At 68.3% G+C, this 18,943-nt stretch carries 20 protein-coding genes; 6 read left to right on the plus strand and 14 right to left on the minus strand.

Going from position 1 to position 18,943, the window contains the following annotated elements:
- Window positions 1-58: 58 nt before the first annotated feature.
- The 4 genes from JQX08_RS07735 to JQX08_RS07750 form a co-directional block, all read right to left on the minus strand.
- On the minus strand, window positions 59-1,015 hold the full coding sequence (locus tag JQX08_RS07735; protein WP_204915713.1) for a quinone oxidoreductase family protein: 957 nt from the start codon (window positions 1,013-1,015) through the stop codon (window positions 59-61).
- 24 nt (window positions 1,016-1,039) lie between these two features.
- Window positions 1,040-1,213: a DUF1427 family protein gene (locus JQX08_RS07740; RefSeq protein ID WP_204915714.1), complete on the minus strand. Its 174-nt coding sequence runs from the start codon at window positions 1,211-1,213 to the stop codon at window positions 1,040-1,042.
- 80 nt (window positions 1,214-1,293) lie between these two features.
- A complete protein-coding gene (locus JQX08_RS07745) occupies window positions 1,294-2,076 on the minus strand; it encodes an AraC family transcriptional regulator (RefSeq protein WP_204915715.1) in 783 nt (260 codons plus the stop codon).
- 31 nt (window positions 2,077-2,107) lie between these two features.
- Entirely contained in the window at window positions 2,108-3,043 is a 936-nt protein-coding gene (locus tag JQX08_RS07750; RefSeq protein ID WP_204915716.1) for a LysR family transcriptional regulator, read from the minus strand.
- A 115-nt stretch (window positions 3,044-3,158) separates the two neighbouring features.
- Between JQX08_RS07750 and JQX08_RS07755 the strand changes: the two genes are divergently transcribed.
- Both JQX08_RS07755 and JQX08_RS07760 read left to right on the plus strand, forming a co-directional pair.
- Entirely contained in the window at window positions 3,159-3,599 is a 441-nt protein-coding gene (locus JQX08_RS07755) for a carboxymuconolactone decarboxylase family protein (RefSeq protein WP_204915717.1), read from the plus strand.
- 2 nt (window positions 3,600-3,601) lie between these two features.
- Window positions 3,602-4,015, plus strand: coding sequence for a cupin domain-containing protein (locus JQX08_RS07760; protein ID WP_204915718.1), 414 nt, complete (start codon window positions 3,602-3,604; stop codon window positions 4,013-4,015).
- Here the strand turns inward: JQX08_RS07760 and JQX08_RS07765 are convergent, their stop codons facing one another.
- Together JQX08_RS07765 and JQX08_RS07770 are read right to left on the minus strand one after the other, a co-directional pair.
- Window positions 4,016-4,627, minus strand: coding sequence for a LysE family translocator (locus tag JQX08_RS07765; RefSeq protein ID WP_204915719.1), 612 nt, complete (start codon window positions 4,625-4,627; stop codon window positions 4,016-4,018).
- A gap of 27 nt (window positions 4,628-4,654) precedes the next feature.
- A complete protein-coding gene (locus JQX08_RS07770; RefSeq protein ID WP_204915720.1) occupies window positions 4,655-5,185 on the minus strand; it encodes a hypothetical protein in 531 nt (176 codons plus the stop codon).
- Window positions 5,186-5,348: 163 nt separating this feature from the next.
- Between JQX08_RS07770 and JQX08_RS07775 the strand changes: the two genes are divergently transcribed.
- The 3 genes from JQX08_RS07775 (at window position 5,349) to JQX08_RS07785 (ending at window position 8,635) form a co-directional block, all read left to right on the plus strand.
- Window positions 5,349-6,425: a diguanylate cyclase gene (locus tag JQX08_RS07775; protein ID WP_204915721.1), complete on the plus strand. Its 1,077-nt coding sequence runs from the start codon at window positions 5,349-5,351 to the stop codon at window positions 6,423-6,425.
- A gap of 163 nt (window positions 6,426-6,588) precedes the next feature.
- Window positions 6,589-7,359: a transporter substrate-binding domain-containing protein gene (locus JQX08_RS07780; RefSeq protein ID WP_204915722.1), complete on the plus strand. Its 771-nt coding sequence runs from the start codon at window positions 6,589-6,591 to the stop codon at window positions 7,357-7,359.
- A 154-nt stretch (window positions 7,360-7,513) separates the two neighbouring features.
- Window positions 7,514-8,635: a beta-ketoacyl-ACP synthase III gene (locus JQX08_RS07785; RefSeq protein WP_204915723.1), complete on the plus strand. Its 1,122-nt coding sequence runs from the start codon at window positions 7,514-7,516 to the stop codon at window positions 8,633-8,635.
- A 159-nt stretch (window positions 8,636-8,794) separates the two neighbouring features.
- On the opposite strand, the gene JQX08_RS07790 is transcribed toward JQX08_RS07785, so the two are convergent.
- Entirely contained in the window at window positions 8,795-9,832 is a 1,038-nt protein-coding gene (locus tag JQX08_RS07790; RefSeq protein WP_204915724.1) for a zinc-dependent alcohol dehydrogenase family protein, read from the minus strand.
- 166 nt (window positions 9,833-9,998) lie between these two features.
- Between JQX08_RS07790 and JQX08_RS07795 the strand changes: the two genes are divergently transcribed.
- The gene (locus tag JQX08_RS07795; RefSeq protein WP_204915725.1) at window positions 9,999-10,862 is read left to right on the plus strand and encodes a universal stress protein; all 864 of its coding nucleotides are present in this window, start codon (window positions 9,999-10,001) and stop codon (window positions 10,860-10,862) included.
- A gap of 354 nt (window positions 10,863-11,216) precedes the next feature.
- Here JQX08_RS07795 and JQX08_RS07800 read toward each other — a convergent pair whose 3' ends face one another.
- The 7 genes from JQX08_RS07800 to JQX08_RS07830 all read right to left on the minus strand — a co-directional run bounded on the left by JQX08_RS07800 (window position 11,217) and on the right by JQX08_RS07830 (window position 18,828).
- Window positions 11,217-11,873, minus strand: a complete 657-nt coding sequence (locus JQX08_RS07800; RefSeq protein WP_204915726.1) for a YceH family protein — start codon at window positions 11,871-11,873, stop codon at window positions 11,217-11,219.
- A gap of 128 nt (window positions 11,874-12,001) precedes the next feature.
- Complete coding sequence (locus JQX08_RS07805; RefSeq protein WP_204915727.1) at window positions 12,002-12,553, minus strand: DUF4124 domain-containing protein; 552 nt, start codon at window positions 12,551-12,553, stop codon at window positions 12,002-12,004.
- Window positions 12,554-12,632: 79 nt separating this feature from the next.
- Window positions 12,633-13,871, minus strand: a complete 1,239-nt coding sequence (gene sstT, locus JQX08_RS07810; protein ID WP_204915728.1) for a serine/threonine transporter SstT — start codon at window positions 13,869-13,871, stop codon at window positions 12,633-12,635.
- 148 nt (window positions 13,872-14,019) lie between these two features.
- Window positions 14,020-14,913, minus strand: coding sequence for an efflux RND transporter periplasmic adaptor subunit (locus JQX08_RS07815; RefSeq protein ID WP_204915729.1), 894 nt, complete (start codon window positions 14,911-14,913; stop codon window positions 14,020-14,022).
- 10 nt (window positions 14,914-14,923) lie between these two features.
- A complete protein-coding gene (locus JQX08_RS07820; protein WP_204915730.1) occupies window positions 14,924-15,124 on the minus strand; it encodes a DUF1656 domain-containing protein in 201 nt (66 codons plus the stop codon).
- On the minus strand, window positions 15,114-17,327 hold the full coding sequence (locus tag JQX08_RS07825; RefSeq protein ID WP_204915731.1) for an FUSC family protein: 2,214 nt from the start codon (window positions 17,325-17,327) through the stop codon (window positions 15,114-15,116). Before JQX08_RS07825 ends, JQX08_RS07820 begins: the two co-directional genes overlap by 11 nt.
- On the minus strand, window positions 17,320-18,828 hold the full coding sequence (locus tag JQX08_RS07830; protein ID WP_346727583.1) for an efflux transporter outer membrane subunit: 1,509 nt from the start codon (window positions 18,826-18,828) through the stop codon (window positions 17,320-17,322). Before JQX08_RS07830 ends, JQX08_RS07825 begins: the two co-directional genes overlap by 8 nt.
- Between the last annotated feature and the right edge of the window lie 115 nt (window positions 18,829-18,943).

Consider the following 18,943-nt stretch of genomic DNA (forward strand, 5'->3'; position numbering starts at 1 on the left):
CCGCAGGCTAGACAGCTTACCGTTCCGCGCCGACGCTGCAAACGCGCGCCGCTGCGCCTCAGGGCTGGAGGATGAACTTCGCGGTGCTGCCCTCGTGCACCGCGCGGTAGCAGGTCGGACCCTCGCTGAGCGGCACGGCCTGCAGGTCGCTAGGCAGCGGCAGCTTGCCCTGGTCGAACAGCTGGCCGAAGCCGTCGAGCATCGCTGCGCAATCCGCGGTGCTGTACAGCAGGGTGTTGACCCCGACCAGCATGCCGCCACGTCGGTACAGCGCCAGGGCCGGCAGCTGGACCATGCCATCCACCGGCGCGGCGATGTAGGCGATGCACCCGAAGCTGGCCAGCGCCGCCACCGCGGCCGGCAGCCAGAAGCCGGTGGTGTCGAAGATCACCTCGGCGCCACCAGGGAAGTAGGTCTCCACCTGACCGCCGAGATGCGCCGGTTCGCCGAGCAACAGCGTGGGCAGGCCGCGCTGCTCGTACTCCTGCAGCACCTCGGCGCGCCGCGCGGCGACCAGCACCTCGGCGCCGCGCGCCACCGCCAGGTTGATCGCCGCCGCCGCCACCGCGCCGGCACCGACCACCAGCAGGCGTGTGCCGGCCTGCACCTGGCTGCGCTGCAGAGCATCCCAGGCGGTGGTGTAGGGCACCCCGCAGGCTGCGGCCTGGGCGAAGCTCAGCGACTGCGGTTTGCGCGCCACGCCGTTGGCCGGCAGGCACAGGTGGCTGGCATGGCTGCCGTCGCGGGAGAAACCGATCTGGTTGCCGGTGCCCCAGACTTCCTGGCCGAGCAGCGCTGCCGGGCCTTGCACCACCACCCCGGCGAAGTCGCGGCCGGGCACGCGCGGCAGGGTGGTGTAGGGGAAGCGGCCGAGGACGTTCTTCACGTCGCTGGGGTTGAGCCCGGCGGCGCGGACCTCCACCAGCACCTCGTCGGTGGTCGGTACCGGCGTCGGCAGCTCGACCAGGTGCAGCGCGGCGAGGTCGCCGGTGGCGTTGAATTGCAGGGCGCGCATGGGTGTCTCCTTGTTGAGGGGGGATCAGGACAGCCAGTGGCTGAGCAACTGGCGACCGAAGGGCAGCAGCTGTTCGCCGAGCTGCATGCCGAGCAGACCGACCAGCGCCACCGCCGGTGGCGCCGGCGAGCGCACGTCGAGCAGGTGATAGAGCAGGCCCACGGCGAGGCCGACGGCGAGGGAAATCAGGTAGCTCATGGCGACGATCTCGGCGATTCAGGCGAGTCAGTCTAGAAGGGCAACGGCAGAGACACCGGCCAAAGACTTCCGTATACCGGTCAATCCGTGGCGGCGAGGCTGGCCAGATAGTCGGAGGGTGCAACGCCGAGTTCGCGGCGGAACATGTCGCTGAAGCTGTTGGCGCGGTAGCCGAGGCTATCGGCGATGCGCCCGACCGGGGTGCCCTGGATCAGCGCGGCGACCGCGGTGGCCAGCTGCACCTGGCGGCGCCACTCAGCGAAGCCCATGCCCAGGCGGGTCTGGAACAGCCGGGCGAGGGTGCGCACGCTGGCGCCGACCGCCGCGGCATGTTCCTCGAACGACAGCGCCAGGCTCGGCGTCGCCATCACCGCCTGGCACAGGGCGAGCAGGCGGCGGTCGGCGCTGTCCGGCAACGGCACGCGCAGGTGCGAGCGGCGCGCGCGCTGCAGCTCGAGCAGGGTCAGGCGGCTGAGGCCGTCGTAGTAGTCGGCCTGCGGCCGGCCCTGCTGATCGACCAGGGCGACGATCAGCTCGCGCAGCAGCGGACTGACCTCCAGCACCTGAGTGGTGTCCGCCAGCGGCTGCAGGCGCTCGGGCTGCAGGTAGATATTGCGCATTTCCAGCTCGGAGACCACCCGTACCGCATGCGGCACGCCGGGCGGCAGCCACACCGCGCGCAGCGGCGGCACCAGCAGCGCCTCGTGCGGGGTTTCCACCCACATGATCCCGGACATCGCGTAGAGCAGCTGGCCCCACTCGTGCTCGTGCGGCTCGATGTACAAGCCGCGCGGGTAGCTGCGCGCCACTGCACGCACTGGCGTGCCGGGGCGGCTGAGGTCGGGCGGCGCGGCGCGGGCCATGATGAGTGTCCGTGGGGCTGGGCGGTGAATGTTACCCGGCTTCGCCCGGGCTGTCGGGCGCCCACAGCGGGTGCGTGCGCATCACCACGGCGGCCCAGTCGACGAAGGCGCGCACCCGCGCCGACAGATGCCGCGAATAGGGATAGACCAGGCTCATCGGCATGCTCGTCAACCGCCAGTCGGCCAGCACCTCGACCAGCGCACCGCTGGCCAGCTGCGGCGCGGCTTCGGCGCGCGGCACCGAGACCAGCCCGAGCCCGGCCTCGGCCGCGGCGATGTAGGCGCCGCCGCTGTTGAAGCGCATCGCCGGCGGCTGTTCGATGACGAAGGAATCGCTGCCGCGGCGCAGCTCGGCGCGGAACTGCCGGCCGCTGGCGGGAAACACGAAAGCCAGGTAGCGGTGCGCGGCGAGGTCGGCGGGCGAGCGCAGCGGTGCGGCGCCGGCCAGGTAGGCGGGCGCGGCGCAGAGGGCGAAGCGCATCTGGCCGATCGGCCGGCACACCAGGTCCGGGGTGGTGATCTGGCCGCCGCGGATGGCGCAGTCCACGCCTTCCTGGATCAGGTCGACGACCCGTTCGCTGCAGCCGATGTCGAGCTGCACTGCCGGGTGCTGGGCGACGAAATCGGGCAGCGCGGGGATGATCAGGAAGCGGCCGACCGGCGAGGGCATCTCCACCCGCACCTGGCCACGCACGATGCCGCGACTGCTGGATACGCTGGATTCCAGTTCGTCCATGTCGTCGAGCAGGGCGCGGGCGCGTTCGTAGTAGGCGGCGCCATCGGTGGTCGGCGAGACGCGTCGGGTGGTGCGGTGCAGCAGCTTGGCGCCGAGCTGGTTCTCCAGCGCCGCCACCTGCCCGGACATGGTGGTCTTCGGCACCGCGAGGGCGTCGGCGGCGCGGGTGAAGCTACCGAGTTCGACGATGCGGCAGAACGCACGCATCGCTTCAAAGCGGTCGAAAGCCATTGTGCGGATTCTCGTCCAATGATTCCTGGAAAGGCCAATTTATCTCGATATCTGCGAGCAATACAGTAGCTCCAACCCCGGCGCTGCGCCGGGCCCCACCGACCGGAGAACGACCATGAGCACCCGCCTGAGATACGCCGAAGCTGCCCCCCACGCCTTCAAAGCCATGCTGGGCCTGGAGAAAGCCCTGGGCGAATCGTCGCTGGAGAAATCGCTGCATGAACTGGTGAAGATTCGCGCCTCGCAGCTCAACGGCTGTGCCTACTGCATCGACCTGCACACCGCCGATGCGCTCAAGCTCGGAGAAACGCCGCGGCGCATCTTCGCTCTCAATGCCTGGGAAGAAACGCCGTTCTTCACCGAACGCGAACGTGCCGCGCTGCTGTGGACCGAGACCCTGACCCTGGTCGCCGAGCGACATGCGCCCGAGGCGATCTACCGCGAAGTCGCCGCGCAGTTCAACGAGCGCGAGCTGGCCGAGCTGACTTTCGCCATCGCCGCAATCAACGCCTGGAACCGCTTCGGTGTCGGTTTCGCCATGCAGCCGGGGAAATGAGCATGCGCAGTCCTTCCGTGTGGATGTGCGCCGCACTGTTCAGCCTGGCCAGTGGCGTCGCCCTGGCCCACGGCGGCGCGGGCGACGAGACGGTCACTCCGGTGGCCGAGGCGAGTCTGCCAGCCACTCCGAGTGCCAATGCCAAGGCACTGCGCGTCGAGTTCGCCCCGGGCGCCAGCTCCAAGCCGCACAGCCATCCTGGGCCGGTGTTCGTGGTGGTGGTGTCCGGTGAGGTGGAGTCGGCGCTGGACGGTGGTCCGGTGCAGCGCTACCAGGCCGGCGACGCCTGGTACGAGGCGCCGGGACAGCTGCACCGGGTGACCCGCAACGCCAGCCAGAGCGCGCCGGCGACGCTGGTCGCCTGGCTGCTCTCGGACGGCAAGACGCCGCTGGTCACGCCACAACCGGCACAGTGATTAGCGGGTCAGCGGCAGGGCTGCGCCCATCAGGCCGAACAGGCCACCGCAGGCGCGGTTGAAGCCCTTGCCGCTGCGCTCCAGCCAGGGCCGCACACGGTGCGCGAGGCGCGCCAGCAGGTATTCGGTGAGGCCCTCGGTGACCGCGAAAGTTGCCGCCATCACCGCGAACTGCAGCCACAGATTGCCGGCCGGATCGAGGAACTGCGGCAGGAAGGCGCCGTAGAACAGAATCACCTTGGGGTTGGACACTGCGGAGAAGAACCCCTGGCGGAGCAGGTGTGCGCCGGGCTTGGCCTGCGCCTGCTCGGTGGGCTGCAGGTTCATCGGTTCGGCGCGCCAGAGCTGGATGCCGAGCCAGATCAGGTACAGCCCGCCGCCGACCTTGAGCACGATCAGCGCGTGGGCCGAGGCCTTGAGCAGGGCGCCGATGCCGAACATCGACAGCGCCATCAACGCGACGAAACCGCTGATGCCGCCGACGATGGTCCATAGCGTGCGGCGGTGGCCGTACAGCGCGCCGTGGGTCAGCGCCAGCAGGCCGTTGGGGCCGGGGGTCAGCGACAGGCCGAGCACTGCCACGAAATAGATCAGCCAGGTATGCAGGGCCATGTCATCAATCTCCAGCGCGGGGAAAGGCTACTCGTCCTGTGCGGCGAGCAGGGATTCGTAGGCCGGCGCGGCGTAGATGCCGATTTCCACGCACAGCGCCAGGACTCGCTCCAGGTCGCAGCTGTACACCAGCACGGCCTGCAGTTCGTCATCCAGCGGCTCGCTGAAGTCGACCAGCACGTAGCCGCCTTTTTCCGGGTAGAGGCTGCTCAGTTGCACCTGAATGCGCTTCAGCGCGGCCAGCGGCTCGGCCTTGCGCAGGTCCTTGGCCTTGAGCACGAAGCTCACCGCGCTGCCGAACGAGGCGCGAATCTGCTCGAACAGCTGCTCGTGGCTGTCGGCCTGGAACAGCACGATGTCCGGCAGGCTGCCGACCACCACCCATTCGCCGAGCGGGATGGGGAAGCTGTCGTCGTAGTTGATGTCCGGGTTGGCCTGGAGGAACGCCGCGGGATCGGCGTAGGCCTGCGCGGCTTCGTCGGCGATCTGCTGGATTTCCTCGGCGCCCAGGCAGCCGGAGCTGATCTTCTCGATCAGTTCGATGAGTGCGTCTTTCATCCTGGTAATCCTCTGGCGGCAAAGGCGCGCAGGATATACCGAAGTGCGCGCGACCGCGCGTCGGTCAGCGGCGGCGCGGCTGATTGGTGGGCTGCATGTCGGCGGTGGCGATGATGGCGCTGGGCTATAGTCCCCGCAGACTAGGGCGGGGGTGGGGCTGGTCATGAGTGAACGCCGAGCGCGGGGTGCGGCTAAACCGGGGTTGTCGTTCGTGCGGCGGGCCTTCCTGCCGCGCGCGATCGGCCTGGGCGTCGGCTCCTTCGCGGTGGCCGGCGTGCTGCTCGGCCAGGCCCAACCACTGTGGCTGTGGCTGCTGCTGGCGCTGTACTGCTACGCCTGGCCGTTCGTCGCCTACCGCTTGGCCTTTGCCGCCAGGCAGCCCTACGTCGCCGAGCAGCGCCATGTGCTGTTCGACTCGCTGCTCGGCGGTTTCTGGATCGCCTGTATCGGCTACAACGTGCTGCCCACGGTGATGTTCCTGTCGATGCTGGCGATGAACAACACGGCGGCCGGCGGCGCGCGCTTCGTGGTGCGCGGATTTCTCCTGCAACTGCTGGGCATGGCGGTGGCGGCCTTGCTGCTGGGCTGGCGCTTCGCCCCGGAAACCACTCCGCAGCAGGTCTACGCGAGCATCCCGATGCTGGTGGTGCACCCGATGACCATCGGCCTGGTGCTCTACCAACTGGCGATCCAGCTCGGCAAGCACAAGAAGGCGCTGCGCGAGGTCAGTCGCACCGACAGCCTGACCCGCCTGTTCAACCGCGGCTACTGGAAGGAATGCCTGCAGCTGGAGTTCGAGCAGTGTCGCTACCTGCAGCAGACCGCCAGCCTGGCGCTGATCGACGTCGACCACTTCAAGGCCACCAACGACCGCCACGGGCACATCGCCGGCGACAGCGTGCTGTTCACCGTCGGCGAACAGATCCGCGCCTGTCTGCGCAGCGAGGACCTGGCCGGCCGCTATGGTGGCGACGAGTTCTGCATCTGCCTGCCGAACACCTCCCCCGACCTGGCCCGTGACATCCTCGAGCGCCTGCGCGATCAGGTCGCGGCGCTGCGCTTCAAGCAGGCGCCGGAGCTGCGCGTCAGCCTGAGCATCGGCATCGCCGGTTATTCGGCACAGCTCGCCGATGCCACCGCGTGGCTGCAGGAGGCCGACCGCGCGCTGTACGAGGCCAAGCACCAGGGCCGCAACCGCATCATCCTCGCCCACAGCCTGGCCTACGCCGCGCCGGCCTGACGCCCTCGTTCAGCGACCTTGGCCTTGCCTTTGCATCGCTCTAGCGCGGGCGTTGCCGGCGGCGACGGGCGTGACTGGACAATTGCCGCCGCTGCGACAAAGCTTGCCCGCTCGCCGCTGGCCCTCACGGGCAATGGCGACCATGACTTATCGAGGAGTAGCTATGCGCAGTTGGTGGATCGGCTTTTTGGCCCTGGGTGTATTGGTGGCAGGTCCGCTGCGGGCAGAGACCCTCAAGGTCGCGATGGAAGGGGCGTTCCCACCGTTCGAGGAGGTGGGCGAGGACGGCAAGCTGAAGGGCTTCAACGTCGACATCGCCAACGCGCTGTGCGCGCAGATGAAGACCGATTGCGAGCTGGTGCGCTTCCCGTTCGACGACCTGATTCCGACCCTCAACGCGAAGAAGTCCGACCTGGTCCTGGCGTCGATGTCGATCACCGCCGAGCGTCAGCAACTGGTCGACTTCACTGACAAGTACAGCCAGACGCCGACCTACTTCTTCGGTAAGAACGACGAGATCAACGAGGTGTTCATCACCCCGCGGCGGGTCTCCGGGAAGCGCATCGGGGTGCAGCGCGGTACGGTGTACGACAGCTATCTCATAGACAAGTTCGCCAAATATGCCGCCATCGAGCGCTTTGACAGTGCGCAGGAAGCCTACGATGCGCTGTACCAGGGCAAGGTCAACCTGGTGCTCGACGACGCGGTGTCCGGCTACATGAGTTTCCTCGACACGCCGCGCGGCGAAGGCTTCGGCCGGGTCGGCGGGGCGGTGGTGGCGCCGAAGTACATGGGCGTCGGCCAGGGCATCGCGGTGCGCAAGGGCGACGAGGCGCTGAAAGCCCGGCTCAATCAGGCGCTGGCGGTGATACTCAGCAATGGCACCTACAACCGCATCGAACGCCAGTATTTCCGCCAGTTCTCCGTGTACTGACGGAGCGCGGCCGCTGGCACGCCGGCGCGGCCAGCGGGCGGCGCCGTGCAGGGCGATTTAGTCGGACGAACGTTCGTTCTCGATATGGGGAAATTGGCCGGTTTTGGGGCACAATAGCCGCCATTCGATCAATAACCTCTCGAGAGGAACGACCGTGCATAACGTCGTCATCAGTGGTACCGGCCTGTATACCCCGGCAAACAGCATTTCCAATGAAGAGCTGGTCGAGTCCTTTAATGCCTACGTCCGCCAATTCAATACCGACAACGCCGCCGCCATCGAGCGCGGCGAGGTCGAGGCGCTGACCGAATCCAGCGCGCCCTTCATCGAGAAGGCTTCGGGCATCAAGAGCCGCTTCGTCATCGACAAGGAAGGCATCCTCGACCCGCAGCGCATGGTCCCGCGCATCGCCGAGCGCTCCAACGACGAGTGGGGCATCCTCTGCGAGATGGCCGTCGGCGCCGCGAAACAGGCGCTCGAGCGCGCCGGCAAGACCGTCGCCGATATCGACGGGGTGATCGTCGCCTGCTCCAACCTGCAGCGCGCCTACCCGGCGGTGGCCATCGAAGTGCAGGCCGCACTGGGCATCAATGGCTTCGGCTACGACATGAACGTCGCCTGCTCCTCGGCGACCTTCGGCATCCAGGCTGCCACTGCCGCGGTGCAAACCGGCCAGGCGCGCGCCGTGCTGATGGTCAACCCGGAAATCTGCACCGGTCACCTGAACTTCCGCGACCGCGACAGCCACTTCATCTTCGGCGACGCCGCCACCGCGGTGATCATCGAGCGCGCCGACCAGGCGACCTCGCAGTACCAGTGGGACGTGGTTGGCACCAAGCTGCTGACCCAGTTCTCCAACAACATCCGCAACAACTTTGGCTTCCTCAACCGCGCCGCGGAAGAGGGCATCGGCCAGCGCGACAAGCTGTTCGTCCAGGAAGGCCGCAAGGTGTTCAAGGATGTCTGCCCGATGGTCGCCGAACTGATCGGCGAGCACCTGGCCGAGAACCAGTTGAACGTCAGCGACGTGAAGCGCTTCTGGCTGCACCAGGCCAACCTCAACATGAACCTGCTGATCGCCCGCAAGCTGCTCGGCCGCGACGCCGAACCGCACGAGGCGCCGGTGATCCTCGACACCTACGCCAACACCAGTTCGGCCGGCTCGGTGATCGCCTTCCACAAGCACCAGGACGACCTGCCGAGCGGCAGCCTCGGCGTGCTCAGCTCGTTCGGTGCCGGTTACTCGATCGGCAGCGTGATCCTGCGCAAGCACTGATTGCGTCCCGTCGCGGCGACCGTTCCCCACGGTCGCCCGGTGGGTGAGTCACTCGCCCATGTAGGAGCGGATTTATCCGCGATGGGCGTTGCCGGTCATCGCGAATGAATTCGCTCCCACAGTTTCGCGGGCCGCCTCTTTGTGGCGCGCCCTGAAGCCTCACATCTCCAGAATCACCTTCAGCGCCTGACTGTCGGCCGCCTGGCCGAACACTTCGTACGCCTGCAGCGCTTCGGCGAAGGCGAAGCGGTGGGTGATCATCTGCTGCGGGTCGAGCTTGCCGGCCTGCACCATCTTCAGCAGCTGCGGGGTGGTGAAGGTGTCCACCAGGCCGGTGCGCAGGGTGATGTTGTGGCTCCACAGCGTCTCCAGGTGCAGGTCGACCTTGACCCCGTGCACGCCGAGCACGGCGATATGCCCGCCGGCGCCGATGATCTGTTCGCACAGGCTGAAGGTCGCCGGCACCCCGACCGCCTCGATGGCCACGTCGACTCCGCGCCCGCCAGTAAGGCTGTGCAGTTCTCCGGCGACATTGTCGCGGCCGCTGTTGAGCACCCGCGTGGCGCCGAACTGGCGGGCCACGGCGAGGCGATGGTCATCGAGGTCGATCACCACGATTTCCGCCGGCGCGTAGAACTGCGCGGTGAGCAGCGCGGCCAGGCCGACCGGGCCGGCGCCGATGATCGCCACCACGTCGCCGGGGCTGACCTGGCCGTTGAGCACGCCGCATTCGTAGCCGGTCGGCAGGATGTCGCTGAGCATCACCATGGCCTCGTCGGGAATCCCCGGCGGCAGTGCATGCAGGCTGCCATCGGCATGCGGGATGCGCACGTACTCGGCCTGAGTGCCGTCGATGCGGTGGCCGAGAATCCAGCCGCCGTCGGCGCAGTGCGAGTACATGCCTTTCTTGCAGTAATCGCAGCGCCCGCAGGCGGTGATGCAGGAAATCAGTACGCGGTCGCCCGGCTTGAAGCGCGAGACGCCGGAGCCGACGCTCTCGACGATGCCGACGCCTTCATGGCCGAGCACGCGGCCCGGCTCGCAGGTCGGCACGTCGCCCTTGAGGATGTGCAGGTCGGTGCCGCAGATGGTGGTCTTGAGCAGCCGCACGATGGCGTCGGTGGCCTGCTGCAGCTGCGGTTGCGGGCGTTCTTCCAGGCGTGGGCCGCCGGGGCCCTGATAAACGATGGCGTGCATAGTGCACCTCCGGGTTGCGGGAAGGGGCGCGGCGGTACGGCAGATTCGGCACCGCGAACTGCACGGTAAGCGCGCCGAGCGGGTCCAGGCTTGATCTGGGTCAACGGCCGCCGGCAGTGCCTGCGGTGCAATGCCTGCATCAGTCCACGCCCATGGAGACAGTGCGATGAACAGATTATTGGTGGCCACCGACCTTTCCGCGCGTTCCGATCTCGCCGTGCAGCGCGCCGCGCTGCTCGCCAAGCAGTTCGACTGCGAGTGGACGCTGCTGCATGTGATCGATGACGACGCGCCGCAGCCATTGATCGAGCGGCAACTGCACGACGCCCGAGCGCTGCTCGAGGACCGCGTCGAAGGCCTGGCGCTGATCGCCGGACGCCGGCCGCGGGTGATGGTCGAGTGCGGCGCGGTCGAGCAGACCATCGACGAGGTGGCCGCCGGCACCGGCTGCGCCCTGCTGGTGCTGGGCATGCAGCGGCGCAGCCTGCTGCGCGACATCTTTCGCGGCACCACCGCCGAGCGGATCATCCGCCGCAGCCGCCTGCCGGTGCTGCGGGTCGCCAGCGCCGGCGAGGACCAGTACCGCCGCGTGCTGTTCGCCTGCGACCTGTCCGCCAGCTCCGTGCATGCCTTGCAGACCGCCCGCACCCTGGGCCTGGTGGGCGACGGCGAACTGCACGCTACTTATGTCTTCGAAGCCTTCGCCAAGGGCCAGATGCTCATGTCGCCGACCGAGGCGGCGGTGGTCGCACATGCCAGCCGCGAGGCCCGCGAGCAGGCCGGCGAGGAGTTCCAGCGCTTCCTCCGCGAGCAGCAGCTGAGCGTGCCGCCGGAGCGCACCCACCTCGAGGAAGGTTTTGCCGTGGTCGAGCTCAAGCGCTCGATCGTCGCCGTCGATCCCGACCTGGTGGTGATCGGCACCCACGGGCGCACCGGGTTCCGCAAGATGATGCTCGGCAGCGTGGCGGAAAGCCTGCTCGGCGAAGTCGGCCGCGACATGCTCTGCGTGCCGCTGCCGGCGCGCAGCTAAGCGCGGGTCGCCTCTTGCCCCCTCGCGCGCTCGGGTGAGGGGGCAACTTGTGGGCTGGCGCCGACCACCCACTTCGTCGGTCTGGCGCAGGCGATCCTCTACCGTGGCGCCGACCTCGCCATCGTCTGGCCGCAGCTGCTGGCGATCCTGGCGATCGGCACGCTGTTCTTCCTCGCTGCGCTGCGACGCTTCCGCAAGACGATTACGTAGATGGCCTGAGGCCGGCCCGAGACGGGTGGCGGCGATGAGCTGTAGGAGCGGATTAATCCGCGAATGCCGGCGACTCCGCGCTGTCGGGATCGCGAATGAATTTGCTCCTACAAGGCAGGCTGGCGTCGGCAGCTGCGGGCGTTCTCAGTTCCCGACCAGCAGCGCCAGCTTTTCCTCCAGCTCCGCCACCCGCGCTTCCAGGGCCTGCAGGCGCTCGTCGTACTGCGCATTGCCGCCGCTCGCCGCCGGCGCATCGCTGCGCTGGCTGGCGATCAGTTCCTCGCGATCACCGGCGCTGCCCAGCAGGTGCAGGTAGCGATCCTCGCGCTGCCCGCTCTGGCGTGGCACCAGCAGCGCCAGGCCGCGGCTGATCAGGCGTTCCAGCTGGTGCTGGACCTGCTCGACATCCTCGAAGGCATACAGCCGGTTGCTGCGGGTCAGCAGCTCGCCGAGGGTCTGCGGGCCGCGCAGCAGCAACAGGCCGAGCAGCGCCAGTTGCGGCGGGGCCAGCTCGAGTTTCTTGTCGACCCGCTGTTCCCAGCGGTCGGCGCGGCTGGCCATCTGCAGGCGCACCAGCTGGCGTTCCTCGAGGGCGCGCAGGGCCTGGCCGACGGCGCCGGAGGCGAGGTTCATCACCGGTTCGCGGCTGGTCTTCTGGTTGCAGGCGAGCAGCAGGGCGTTGAGGGTCAGCGGGTAGCTTTCCGGGGTGGTCGCCTGCTTCTCGATCAGGCTGCCGAGGATGCGCACCTCGGTGGCACTGAGGGGCTGCTGCTCGAAGGGGAGGGGAGTGTCGGCGGACATGGCGCAATCCATTGGCGGGAACGGGTGCCTAGGCTAGCCCGAGTTGCGCCGGGCCGGAACGATCAATTTGTAATGAAGTGCCGCAGGCACGGCGTGCGCCGTGCCTGCGCAACGTGCGGTCTAGCGGTCTAGCGGTCGAGCTGCGGGCCGGTGTGCTTGGTGGCGTTGCGCGGCGCACCGACGCCCTTGGGCTGCGGTTGCGGCTGCACCGGTGGCTCGATGGGCGGCTGCACCGGCGGATAGACCGGTGGGTAGGGCGGGTACGGCGGATAAGGTGGGTACGGTCGGTGGTCCGGATAGGGCGGACGCGGCCGGGGGCGCGGGATGTAGTTGGGGTCGTAGGAGTCGTAGGTGCTGCGCGAACTGCCGTCGTCGTAGTCGTCCTCTTCCTCTTCGTAGGGCTCGGGCGCCTGCTGCGGTGGCTGCACCTGCTGGCGCGGCGCTTCCTGCAGTTCCGGTTTGGGTGGTGCCGGGGTGGCCAGCGGCACCGATGGCCCGCTGCCGCTCGGCCGGTCGTTCTGGATCTGCATCACCTTGTCCAGCGCCTGCTCGGGCGGGCAGCTGGTCTGCGTGTAGGTGACGTTGCCGTTGCGGTCGATGCACTTGACGATCGTGGCGGCCCAGGCCGCCGAGGTCGGGCCGGCCAACAGCGCAGCCAGCAACCAACGGGTGGTGTTCATCGAGACTCCTAGCGCAAGGCAGGTCACTGGGCGCGACCTGCGGTCCATTTCGCACAGTGTATGCGCTGGCACCAAGGTCTCAAATACTGGCGCGCGATTGCTCCTGCGGCGCTTCGGCCAGCTCGCCGCTGAGGCAGCCGGCTGCGGTGAACAGCACGTCGGTGGAGGAGTTCAGCGCGGTTTCCGCCGAATCCTGCAGGATGCCGATGATGAAGCCGACTGCCACCACCTGCATGGCGATGTCGCTGGAGATGCCGAACAGCCCACAGGCCAGCGGCACCAGCAGCAGCGAACCACCGGCCACGCCGGACACCCCGGCGGCGCTGATCGAGGCGACCACGCTGAGCAGCAGGGCGCTGAGCAGGTCGATCTGAATGCCCAAGGTGTGCGCCGCGGCGAGGGTCAGCACGGTGATGGTGATCGCCGCGCCGGCCATGTTGATCGTCGCGCCGAGCGGAATCGACACCGAGTAGGTGTCCTCGTGCAGACCGAGGCGCTCGGCGAGCTGCAGGTTGACCGGGATGTTGGCCGCCGAGCTGCGGGTGAAGAACGCGGTGATGCCGCTTTCGCGCAGGCAGGTGAACACCAGCGGATAGGGGTTGCGGCGAAGCCTCCAGAACACGATCAGCGGGTTCACCACCAGGGCAACGAAGAGCATGCAGCCGAGCAGCACGGCGAGCAGGTGCAGGTAGCCGAGCAGAGCGCCGAGTCCGGATTCGGCCAGGGTGGCGGCGACCAGGCCGAAGATGCCCAGCGGCGCGCAGCGGATCACCAGTTTGACGATCAGCGAGACGCCGCTGGCCAGGTCGTTGAGCAGCGTGCGAGTGCTCTCACCGGCATGGCGGAAGGCGATGCCGAGGCCGATCGCCCAGGCCAGGATGCCGATGAAGTTGGCCTCGATCAGCGCCCGTACCGGGTTGTCGACCACGCTCAGCAGCAAGGCCTTCAGCACTTCGGCGATGCCGCCGGGTGCCGTCAGCTCGGCGGTGGGTTGGGCCAGCGTCAGGTGCGAGGGAAACAGGAAACTGCCGATCACCGCGACCCAGGCGGCGGCCAGGGTGCCGATGGCATAGAGCAGCAGGATCGGTTTGATGTGGGTTTGCTGGCCCTGGCGATGGTTGGCAATGGCGGCGGTGACCAGCACGAACACTAGGATCGGCGCGACCGACTTCAGCGCGGTGACGAACACCGTGCCGAGCAGGCCGATACTCAGCGCGGCGTTGGGCCAGAACACGGCGAGGGCAATGCCGGCGCACAGGCCGAGGAGAATCTGAATGACTAGGCTGCCGCGGACGACGGCATACAGAGGGCTGCGCATGGAGAACCTCGGCAAGAAAAAGGCCCTTCCCCGATTGCCAGCGCGAACGCTGCAGGGAAGGGCCGAAACATCAGGTCCGTGTGGAGAGGGAGACGGCCTGTGATGAAGCCACTTTAGGCCTATGCGGGCTGGAGTGGCTTGACCTGGGTCAACGGGGCGCTGCGTTGTTGCTGGCGGCGTCGCGCTGCGCGGTGACGATCACCGTGCCGGTCATACCGGCGGACAGGCGCACGTCGTCCGGCACCTCGTCGATCTGGATGCGCACCGGGATGCGCTGCGCCAGGCGTACCCAGTTGAAGGTCGGGTTGACGTCGGCGGTCAGCTCGCGGCTCTGCGGGTTGTCGCGGTCGTAGATGGCGCGGGCGATGCTCTCGACGTGGCCCTTGAGGTGCTGGCCGCTCATCAGCTGGATGTCCACCGGGTCGCCTTCGCGCAGGTGCGGCAGCTTGGTTTCCTCGAAGTAGCCGTAGACCCAGAAGGAGTTGCGGTCGACCACCGCCAGCTTGGCCTCGCCAGCTCGCGCGTAGTCGCCGGCGTGCACGTTGAGGTTGGTCACGTAGCCATCGACCGGCGCCACCACGCGGGTGCGCGCCAGGTTCAGGCGCGCCGACTCCAGCGCGGCTTCGGCCTGCTGCAGGTCGGCTTCGGCGACCGCGGCGTTGTTGCTGGCGTCGTCCAGGCTTTCGCGCGACACCACGCGGTTGTCCATGGCCGCGCGGCGCTTGGCGTTGGCGTGGCGCATCGCCAGGGTGGCCTTGCGCGAGGCGACCACCGCCTCGGCCTGCTTGACCGCGATCTGGTAGTGCTCGGGGTCAATCTGCAGCAGCAGGTCACCTTTCTTCACCGCCTGGTTGTCCTTCACCGGCGCAGCCACCACCAGCCCGGAGACGTCGGCGGCGACGTTGATCACCTCGGCGCGCACCCGCCCGTCGCGGGTCCACGGCGAGTCCATGTAGTGGGTCCACAGGTTGCGGCCGATCAGCACGGCCGCCACCAGGATGATCAGGGTTGCCAACAGGCTGAAGACGGATTTGAGGGTCATGATCGGACTCTTAGCGATAGACGTAGAGGGCGGCGCCGCCGTACAGGCAGGCGAACAGGCACACGCGGAACAGCGACGGGTGCCAGACGAAACGGTACAGGCCGACCCAGGCGAGCAGCCTGTCGAGGCCCCAGACCAGCACCAGGCAGATCAGGAACAGCAGGGTCACGGTGGGCAGGTAGACCCCGTGCAGGGCGATTTCACGCGGCATGGCGGGGTTCCGGTTCGGGTGGCGAGGGCAGTGGCGCCGGCGCGGCCGGCAGCGGCGGCAGCGGCGATTGCGGATCGAGCAGCGACGAGCGGATGAAGTGCAGGTAGCTCAGCACCCGGCGGATCGGCGCGCGCTCGAAATGCAGCTCATAGGGTTCGGCCGCCGCCTGCGCCGCGGCGATCGACTGTTGCACGGCGCACACCGCGCGCAGCCGGTTGTCCGCCGTCGGCTGGGTGAACAGGCGCACCAGGGCGCGGCCGAGCGCGCGGTTGGCCTGGCGCCACGGGGTGTCGGCGGCGTACGCCGGCGTGTGGGGCAGATCGGCCTGGTCGCGGCGCAGTTCGATCACCGCGTGGCCGACTTCGAGGACCAGGAACATCCAGCGCAGCAGGTTGCGCTGCACCTCGGGGTTGGACGCCGCCAGGCCGTAGGCCTGCACCACCAGGTCGCGGGTGCCGCTCTCGAAGCCGGTGACCAGGTTGTGCATCGGCCCGCTGACCGCGTAGCGAATGCGCAGGCGCAGGTCGCGCTCCAGGCGCCGCCACATCCACGGCGCGTTGGGCGGCAGGACCACGGCGATTACCGCGGCGGAGATGATCATCGACAGCAGCATGGCGATGTAGGTGTTGAACAGCCCGGCCGGGTCGAACACTGTGTGGTTGGCCGGCAGCGAGCCGACGCAGAAGAAGATCAGCAGGCCGGGGCCGACCCCGGCCCAGCGCGGCCGGGTGCTGAGGAAGGCGCCGAGGGCGAAGACCGGCGCCATGACCAGGCAGAGCAGCACGAAGCCGTCGATCCGCGGCAGCACGAACAGGCCGATGAAGATGCCGAAGATCGCCGCCAGCGCGGTGCCCTGGGCCATCTGCATGGCGGTGCGCGGCGGGTTCGGCGAGGACGACACCAGCGCCATGATCGCCACCGCATTGAGGGCGAACATGCCGCCGCTGGGCCAGGCGCTGTAGATCCAGAACGCGCCGAACAGCAAGATCACCAGGGCTGCGCGCAGGCCGGACACCGCGGCGGCGAGCGGGTTGGCCTTGGTGGTGAACTCCTGTTCCCACTGCTCGCGCTCGTGGTGGTGGGCGCCGAGCGAGGCGTGGGTCTGCGCGTAGTTGTAGAGGTCGTCGACCAGCCGGTAGAGCAGCTCGGCGGCGCTGTCGAAGTCCAGCAGGGTGTCGGCGGACACGTCGCCGAGCTCGCGGCGCGCGCTGCGGATGCGGCTGCGCAGGTCGTCGCGCAGGCCGCCTAGGTGCTGTGCCAGGCGCTCGGCATCGGGCACCGTCAGCGGTCGCTCGCTTAGCGGCACGAGCAGCGCCTCGAGCGGCTCGACGCAAGGCCGCAGCTTGGCCAGCAGCAGCTCCTGGCCGTGGGTGCGCAGGCGCTCGCGCAACTGGTGCAGGGCGTGGAAGCGCGTGGTCAGGGTCATGAACTCGCTGTTCAGGCGCGCCAGGCGGCGGCTGCGCAGGCGGGTGTGCGGGTCTTCGAAGGCGCCGGCGGTGCGCATCGCTTCCAGGCCGACCGCCTCGCTGGCGAAGCGCACGTTGCCGGCGACGAAGGCGCGCCGATCGAGCTTCAGGTTGAGGCTGTCGAACATGAAGGCGACGAAGGTCCCGAAGCGCACGTACAGCGCGTTGCGCAGCGCCGCGGTGGTGGTCTGCGGCAGTAGCACGGCGCTGATCAGGGTGGCGCAGCCGATGCCCAGGCTGATTTCCATGACCCGCCAGATCGCCTGCATGAACGCGGTTTCCGGGTGGGTGGTGGCCGGTACGCCGATCAGCGTGGCGGTGTAGCCGGCGAGCACGCAGGCGTAGGCGCGGAAGTCGCGGTAGCGCGCGGCGCCGGCGGTGCACAGGCCGATCCAGATCGCCGCGGTGAGCAGGAACAGCACGCGTTCCTGGGCGAACAGGGCGATCAGCACGATCATCACGCTGAGCCCGATCAGCGTGCCGAGCAGGCGGTAGAAGCTCTTGGCGAACACCTGGCCGCTTTGTGGCTGCATGACGATGAACACGGTGACGCAGGCGGTGCTCGGCTGCGGCAGCTCCAGGCGCATGGCTAGCCACATGGTCAGGAACGCGGCGATCAGCACCTTGGCGATGTAGATCCAGGTGGTGCCGTCGGTGCGCGCCCATTCGTAGAACGCCCGGCGCACGGCGTCGAGGCCGGGCAGGGCGGCGGGCGCGCCGGCGCTCGGCTTACTCATCGACGGGCGCCTTGACCCGCACGGTTTCCGGCGCAAGGGCCTCGGGTTTGGGGTTGTCGCCCTGATCGATCAGGCCACCGCCAAGTGCCACCAGCAGATCGGCATGCACGGCCAGGCGGGTGGCGGCGACCTTCTGTTCGGTGAGCTGCTGCTGGAACAGGCTGGTCTGCGCCTGCAGCACGTTGAGGTAGTCGGTCAGTCCGCCCTCGTATGCTTCCTTGGCCAACTGGTAGGCGGTGCTTGCCGCTTGCACCGATTGCGCGGCGAAGGTCGCCTGCTGGTCGGCGGAGTGCATGCGGATCAGTTGGTCGGAGATGTCCTTGAGGCCGTTCACCAGGGTCTGGTTGTACTGCGCAACCGCTGCGTCGTAGGCCGCCGCGGATTCGCCCAGCTCGCCGCGCAGGCGGCCGCCATCGAAGATCGGCAGGGTCACCGCCGGGCCGACCGAGTAGTTGAATTTGCTCTTGGTCAGGTACTCGAGCATGCCGCCGCCGACGGCGTTGAAGCCGATGCTGGCCATCAGGTCGACGTTCGGATAGAAGCCGGCGCGCGCCACGTCCACGCCCTTGGCCAGTGCGGCGACCCTCCAGCGGCTGGCGACCACGTCCGGGCGGCGGCCGAGCAGTTCGGCCGGCACCTGCGAGGGCAGGCCGGCGGCCGCGGCGAGCTTCAGCTGTGGCCGGCGAAGGCTTGCCCCGGCGCCTGGGCCTTTGCCGGCGAGGGCAGACAGGCGGTTGCGGTTGAGGGCGATGGCCTCTTCCAGTGAGTCGATCTTGCGCCGGGTTTCCGGGATCGGCACCTGCGCCTGGCTGACCTCGAAATCGGTGCCGATACCGCCGCGCAGACGGCGCTGCGCCAGTTCGAGCATTTCCTGCTGCTGCTTGAGCATCGAGTGGCCGATGTCCAGCTCGGCGTACTGCAGCGACAGCATCACGTAGGTGCGCACGATGTTGCTTTCCAGCTCCAACTGCGCCACCCGCGCCTCGGCGGCGGCCATGTAGGCGACATTGCGGGCCCGCTCGCTGTCGCTGCGATCGCGGCCCCAGAGGTCGAGGGCATAGCTGAGGCCGAGCGTGGCCTCGTTGTTCCAGGTGGTGGTGTCAGCCAGTTCGCCAGGGCCGTAGAAGAAGTCGGTCGGCCACTTGTGGCGCTGCAGTTTGACCTCGGCGTTGACCTGCGGGGCTTCGGCGGCTTCTGCCGCGCCGGCCAGCGCCATCGCCTGGCGGATGCGCGCCGAGGCTTCGGCGAGCGACGGGCTGTTGTCCAGCGCGGTGGCGATCCAGGCGTCCAGCTGCGGGTCGCCGTATACGCTCCACCAGCGCTCCTGCGGCCAGCCGGCGTCGCGGTTGGCGGCCTGGATAGCGCTGTCGGTGGCCAGCGTTGCGGGGTCCAGGTGGCCTTGGTGCGGGGCAATCCCACCCGTGCTGACACAGCCGGCGATTATTGAAAAAATGGCAAAGGACCCGAGGCAGATCAGTCCGTTCTTCAGTTTTCGCGACACGCGGAGGTCTCTGGAGAGGAGTGGGGGTGCCGCGAGAATAGTGGCGGCTACCGGCAGATTGTAAGAACTCGAACGGGTCGGCATAAGCAGGGCGTTTTGCGAATCTTTATTGTCG

Source organism: Zestomonas insulae, from assembly GCF_016901015.1.
Classification (GTDB): domain Bacteria; phylum Pseudomonadota; class Gammaproteobacteria; order Pseudomonadales; family Pseudomonadaceae; genus Aquipseudomonas; species Aquipseudomonas insulae.

Coding starts and splice junctions, on each gene's coding strand:
- JQX08_RS07735 (WP_204915713.1), bottom strand. CDS start 1,015: ATGCGCGCCCTGCAATTCAACGCCACCGGCGACCTCGCCGCGCTGCAC.
- JQX08_RS07740 (WP_204915714.1), bottom strand. CDS start 1,213: ATGAGCTACCTGATTTCCCTCGCCGTCGGCCTCGCCGTGGGCCTGCTC.
- JQX08_RS07745 (WP_204915715.1), bottom strand. CDS start 2,076: ATGGCCCGCGCCGCGCCGCCCGACCTCAGCCGCCCCGGCACGCCAGTG.
- JQX08_RS07750 (WP_204915716.1), bottom strand. CDS start 3,043: ATGGCTTTCGACCGCTTTGAAGCGATGCGTGCGTTCTGCCGCATCGTC.
- JQX08_RS07755 (WP_204915717.1), top strand. CDS start 3,159: ATGAGCACCCGCCTGAGATACGCCGAAGCTGCCCCCCACGCCTTCAAA.
- JQX08_RS07760 (WP_204915718.1), top strand. CDS start 3,602: ATGCGCAGTCCTTCCGTGTGGATGTGCGCCGCACTGTTCAGCCTGGCC.
- JQX08_RS07765 (WP_204915719.1), bottom strand. CDS start 4,627: ATGGCCCTGCATACCTGGCTGATCTATTTCGTGGCAGTGCTCGGCCTG.
- JQX08_RS07770 (WP_204915720.1), bottom strand. CDS start 5,185: ATGAAAGACGCACTCATCGAACTGATCGAGAAGATCAGCTCCGGCTGC.
- JQX08_RS07775 (WP_204915721.1), top strand. CDS start 5,349: ATGAGTGAACGCCGAGCGCGGGGTGCGGCTAAACCGGGGTTGTCGTTC.
- JQX08_RS07780 (WP_204915722.1), top strand. CDS start 6,589: ATGCGCAGTTGGTGGATCGGCTTTTTGGCCCTGGGTGTATTGGTGGCA.
- JQX08_RS07790 (WP_204915724.1), bottom strand. CDS start 9,832: ATGCACGCCATCGTTTATCAGGGCCCCGGCGGCCCACGCCTGGAAGAA.
- JQX08_RS07795 (WP_204915725.1), top strand. CDS start 9,999: ATGAACAGATTATTGGTGGCCACCGACCTTTCCGCGCGTTCCGATCTC.
- JQX08_RS07800 (WP_204915726.1), bottom strand. CDS start 11,873: ATGTCCGCCGACACTCCCCTCCCCTTCGAGCAGCAGCCCCTCAGTGCC.
- JQX08_RS07805 (WP_204915727.1), bottom strand. CDS start 12,553: ATGAACACCACCCGTTGGTTGCTGGCTGCGCTGTTGGCCGGCCCGACC.
- sstT (WP_204915728.1), bottom strand. CDS start 13,871: ATGCGCAGCCCTCTGTATGCCGTCGTCCGCGGCAGCCTAGTCATTCAG.
- JQX08_RS07815 (WP_204915729.1), bottom strand. CDS start 14,913: ATGACCCTCAAATCCGTCTTCAGCCTGTTGGCAACCCTGATCATCCTG.
- JQX08_RS07820 (WP_204915730.1), bottom strand. CDS start 15,124: ATGCCGCGTGAAATCGCCCTGCACGGGGTCTACCTGCCCACCGTGACC.
- JQX08_RS07825 (WP_204915731.1), bottom strand. CDS start 17,327: ATGAGTAAGCCGAGCGCCGGCGCGCCCGCCGCCCTGCCCGGCCTCGAC.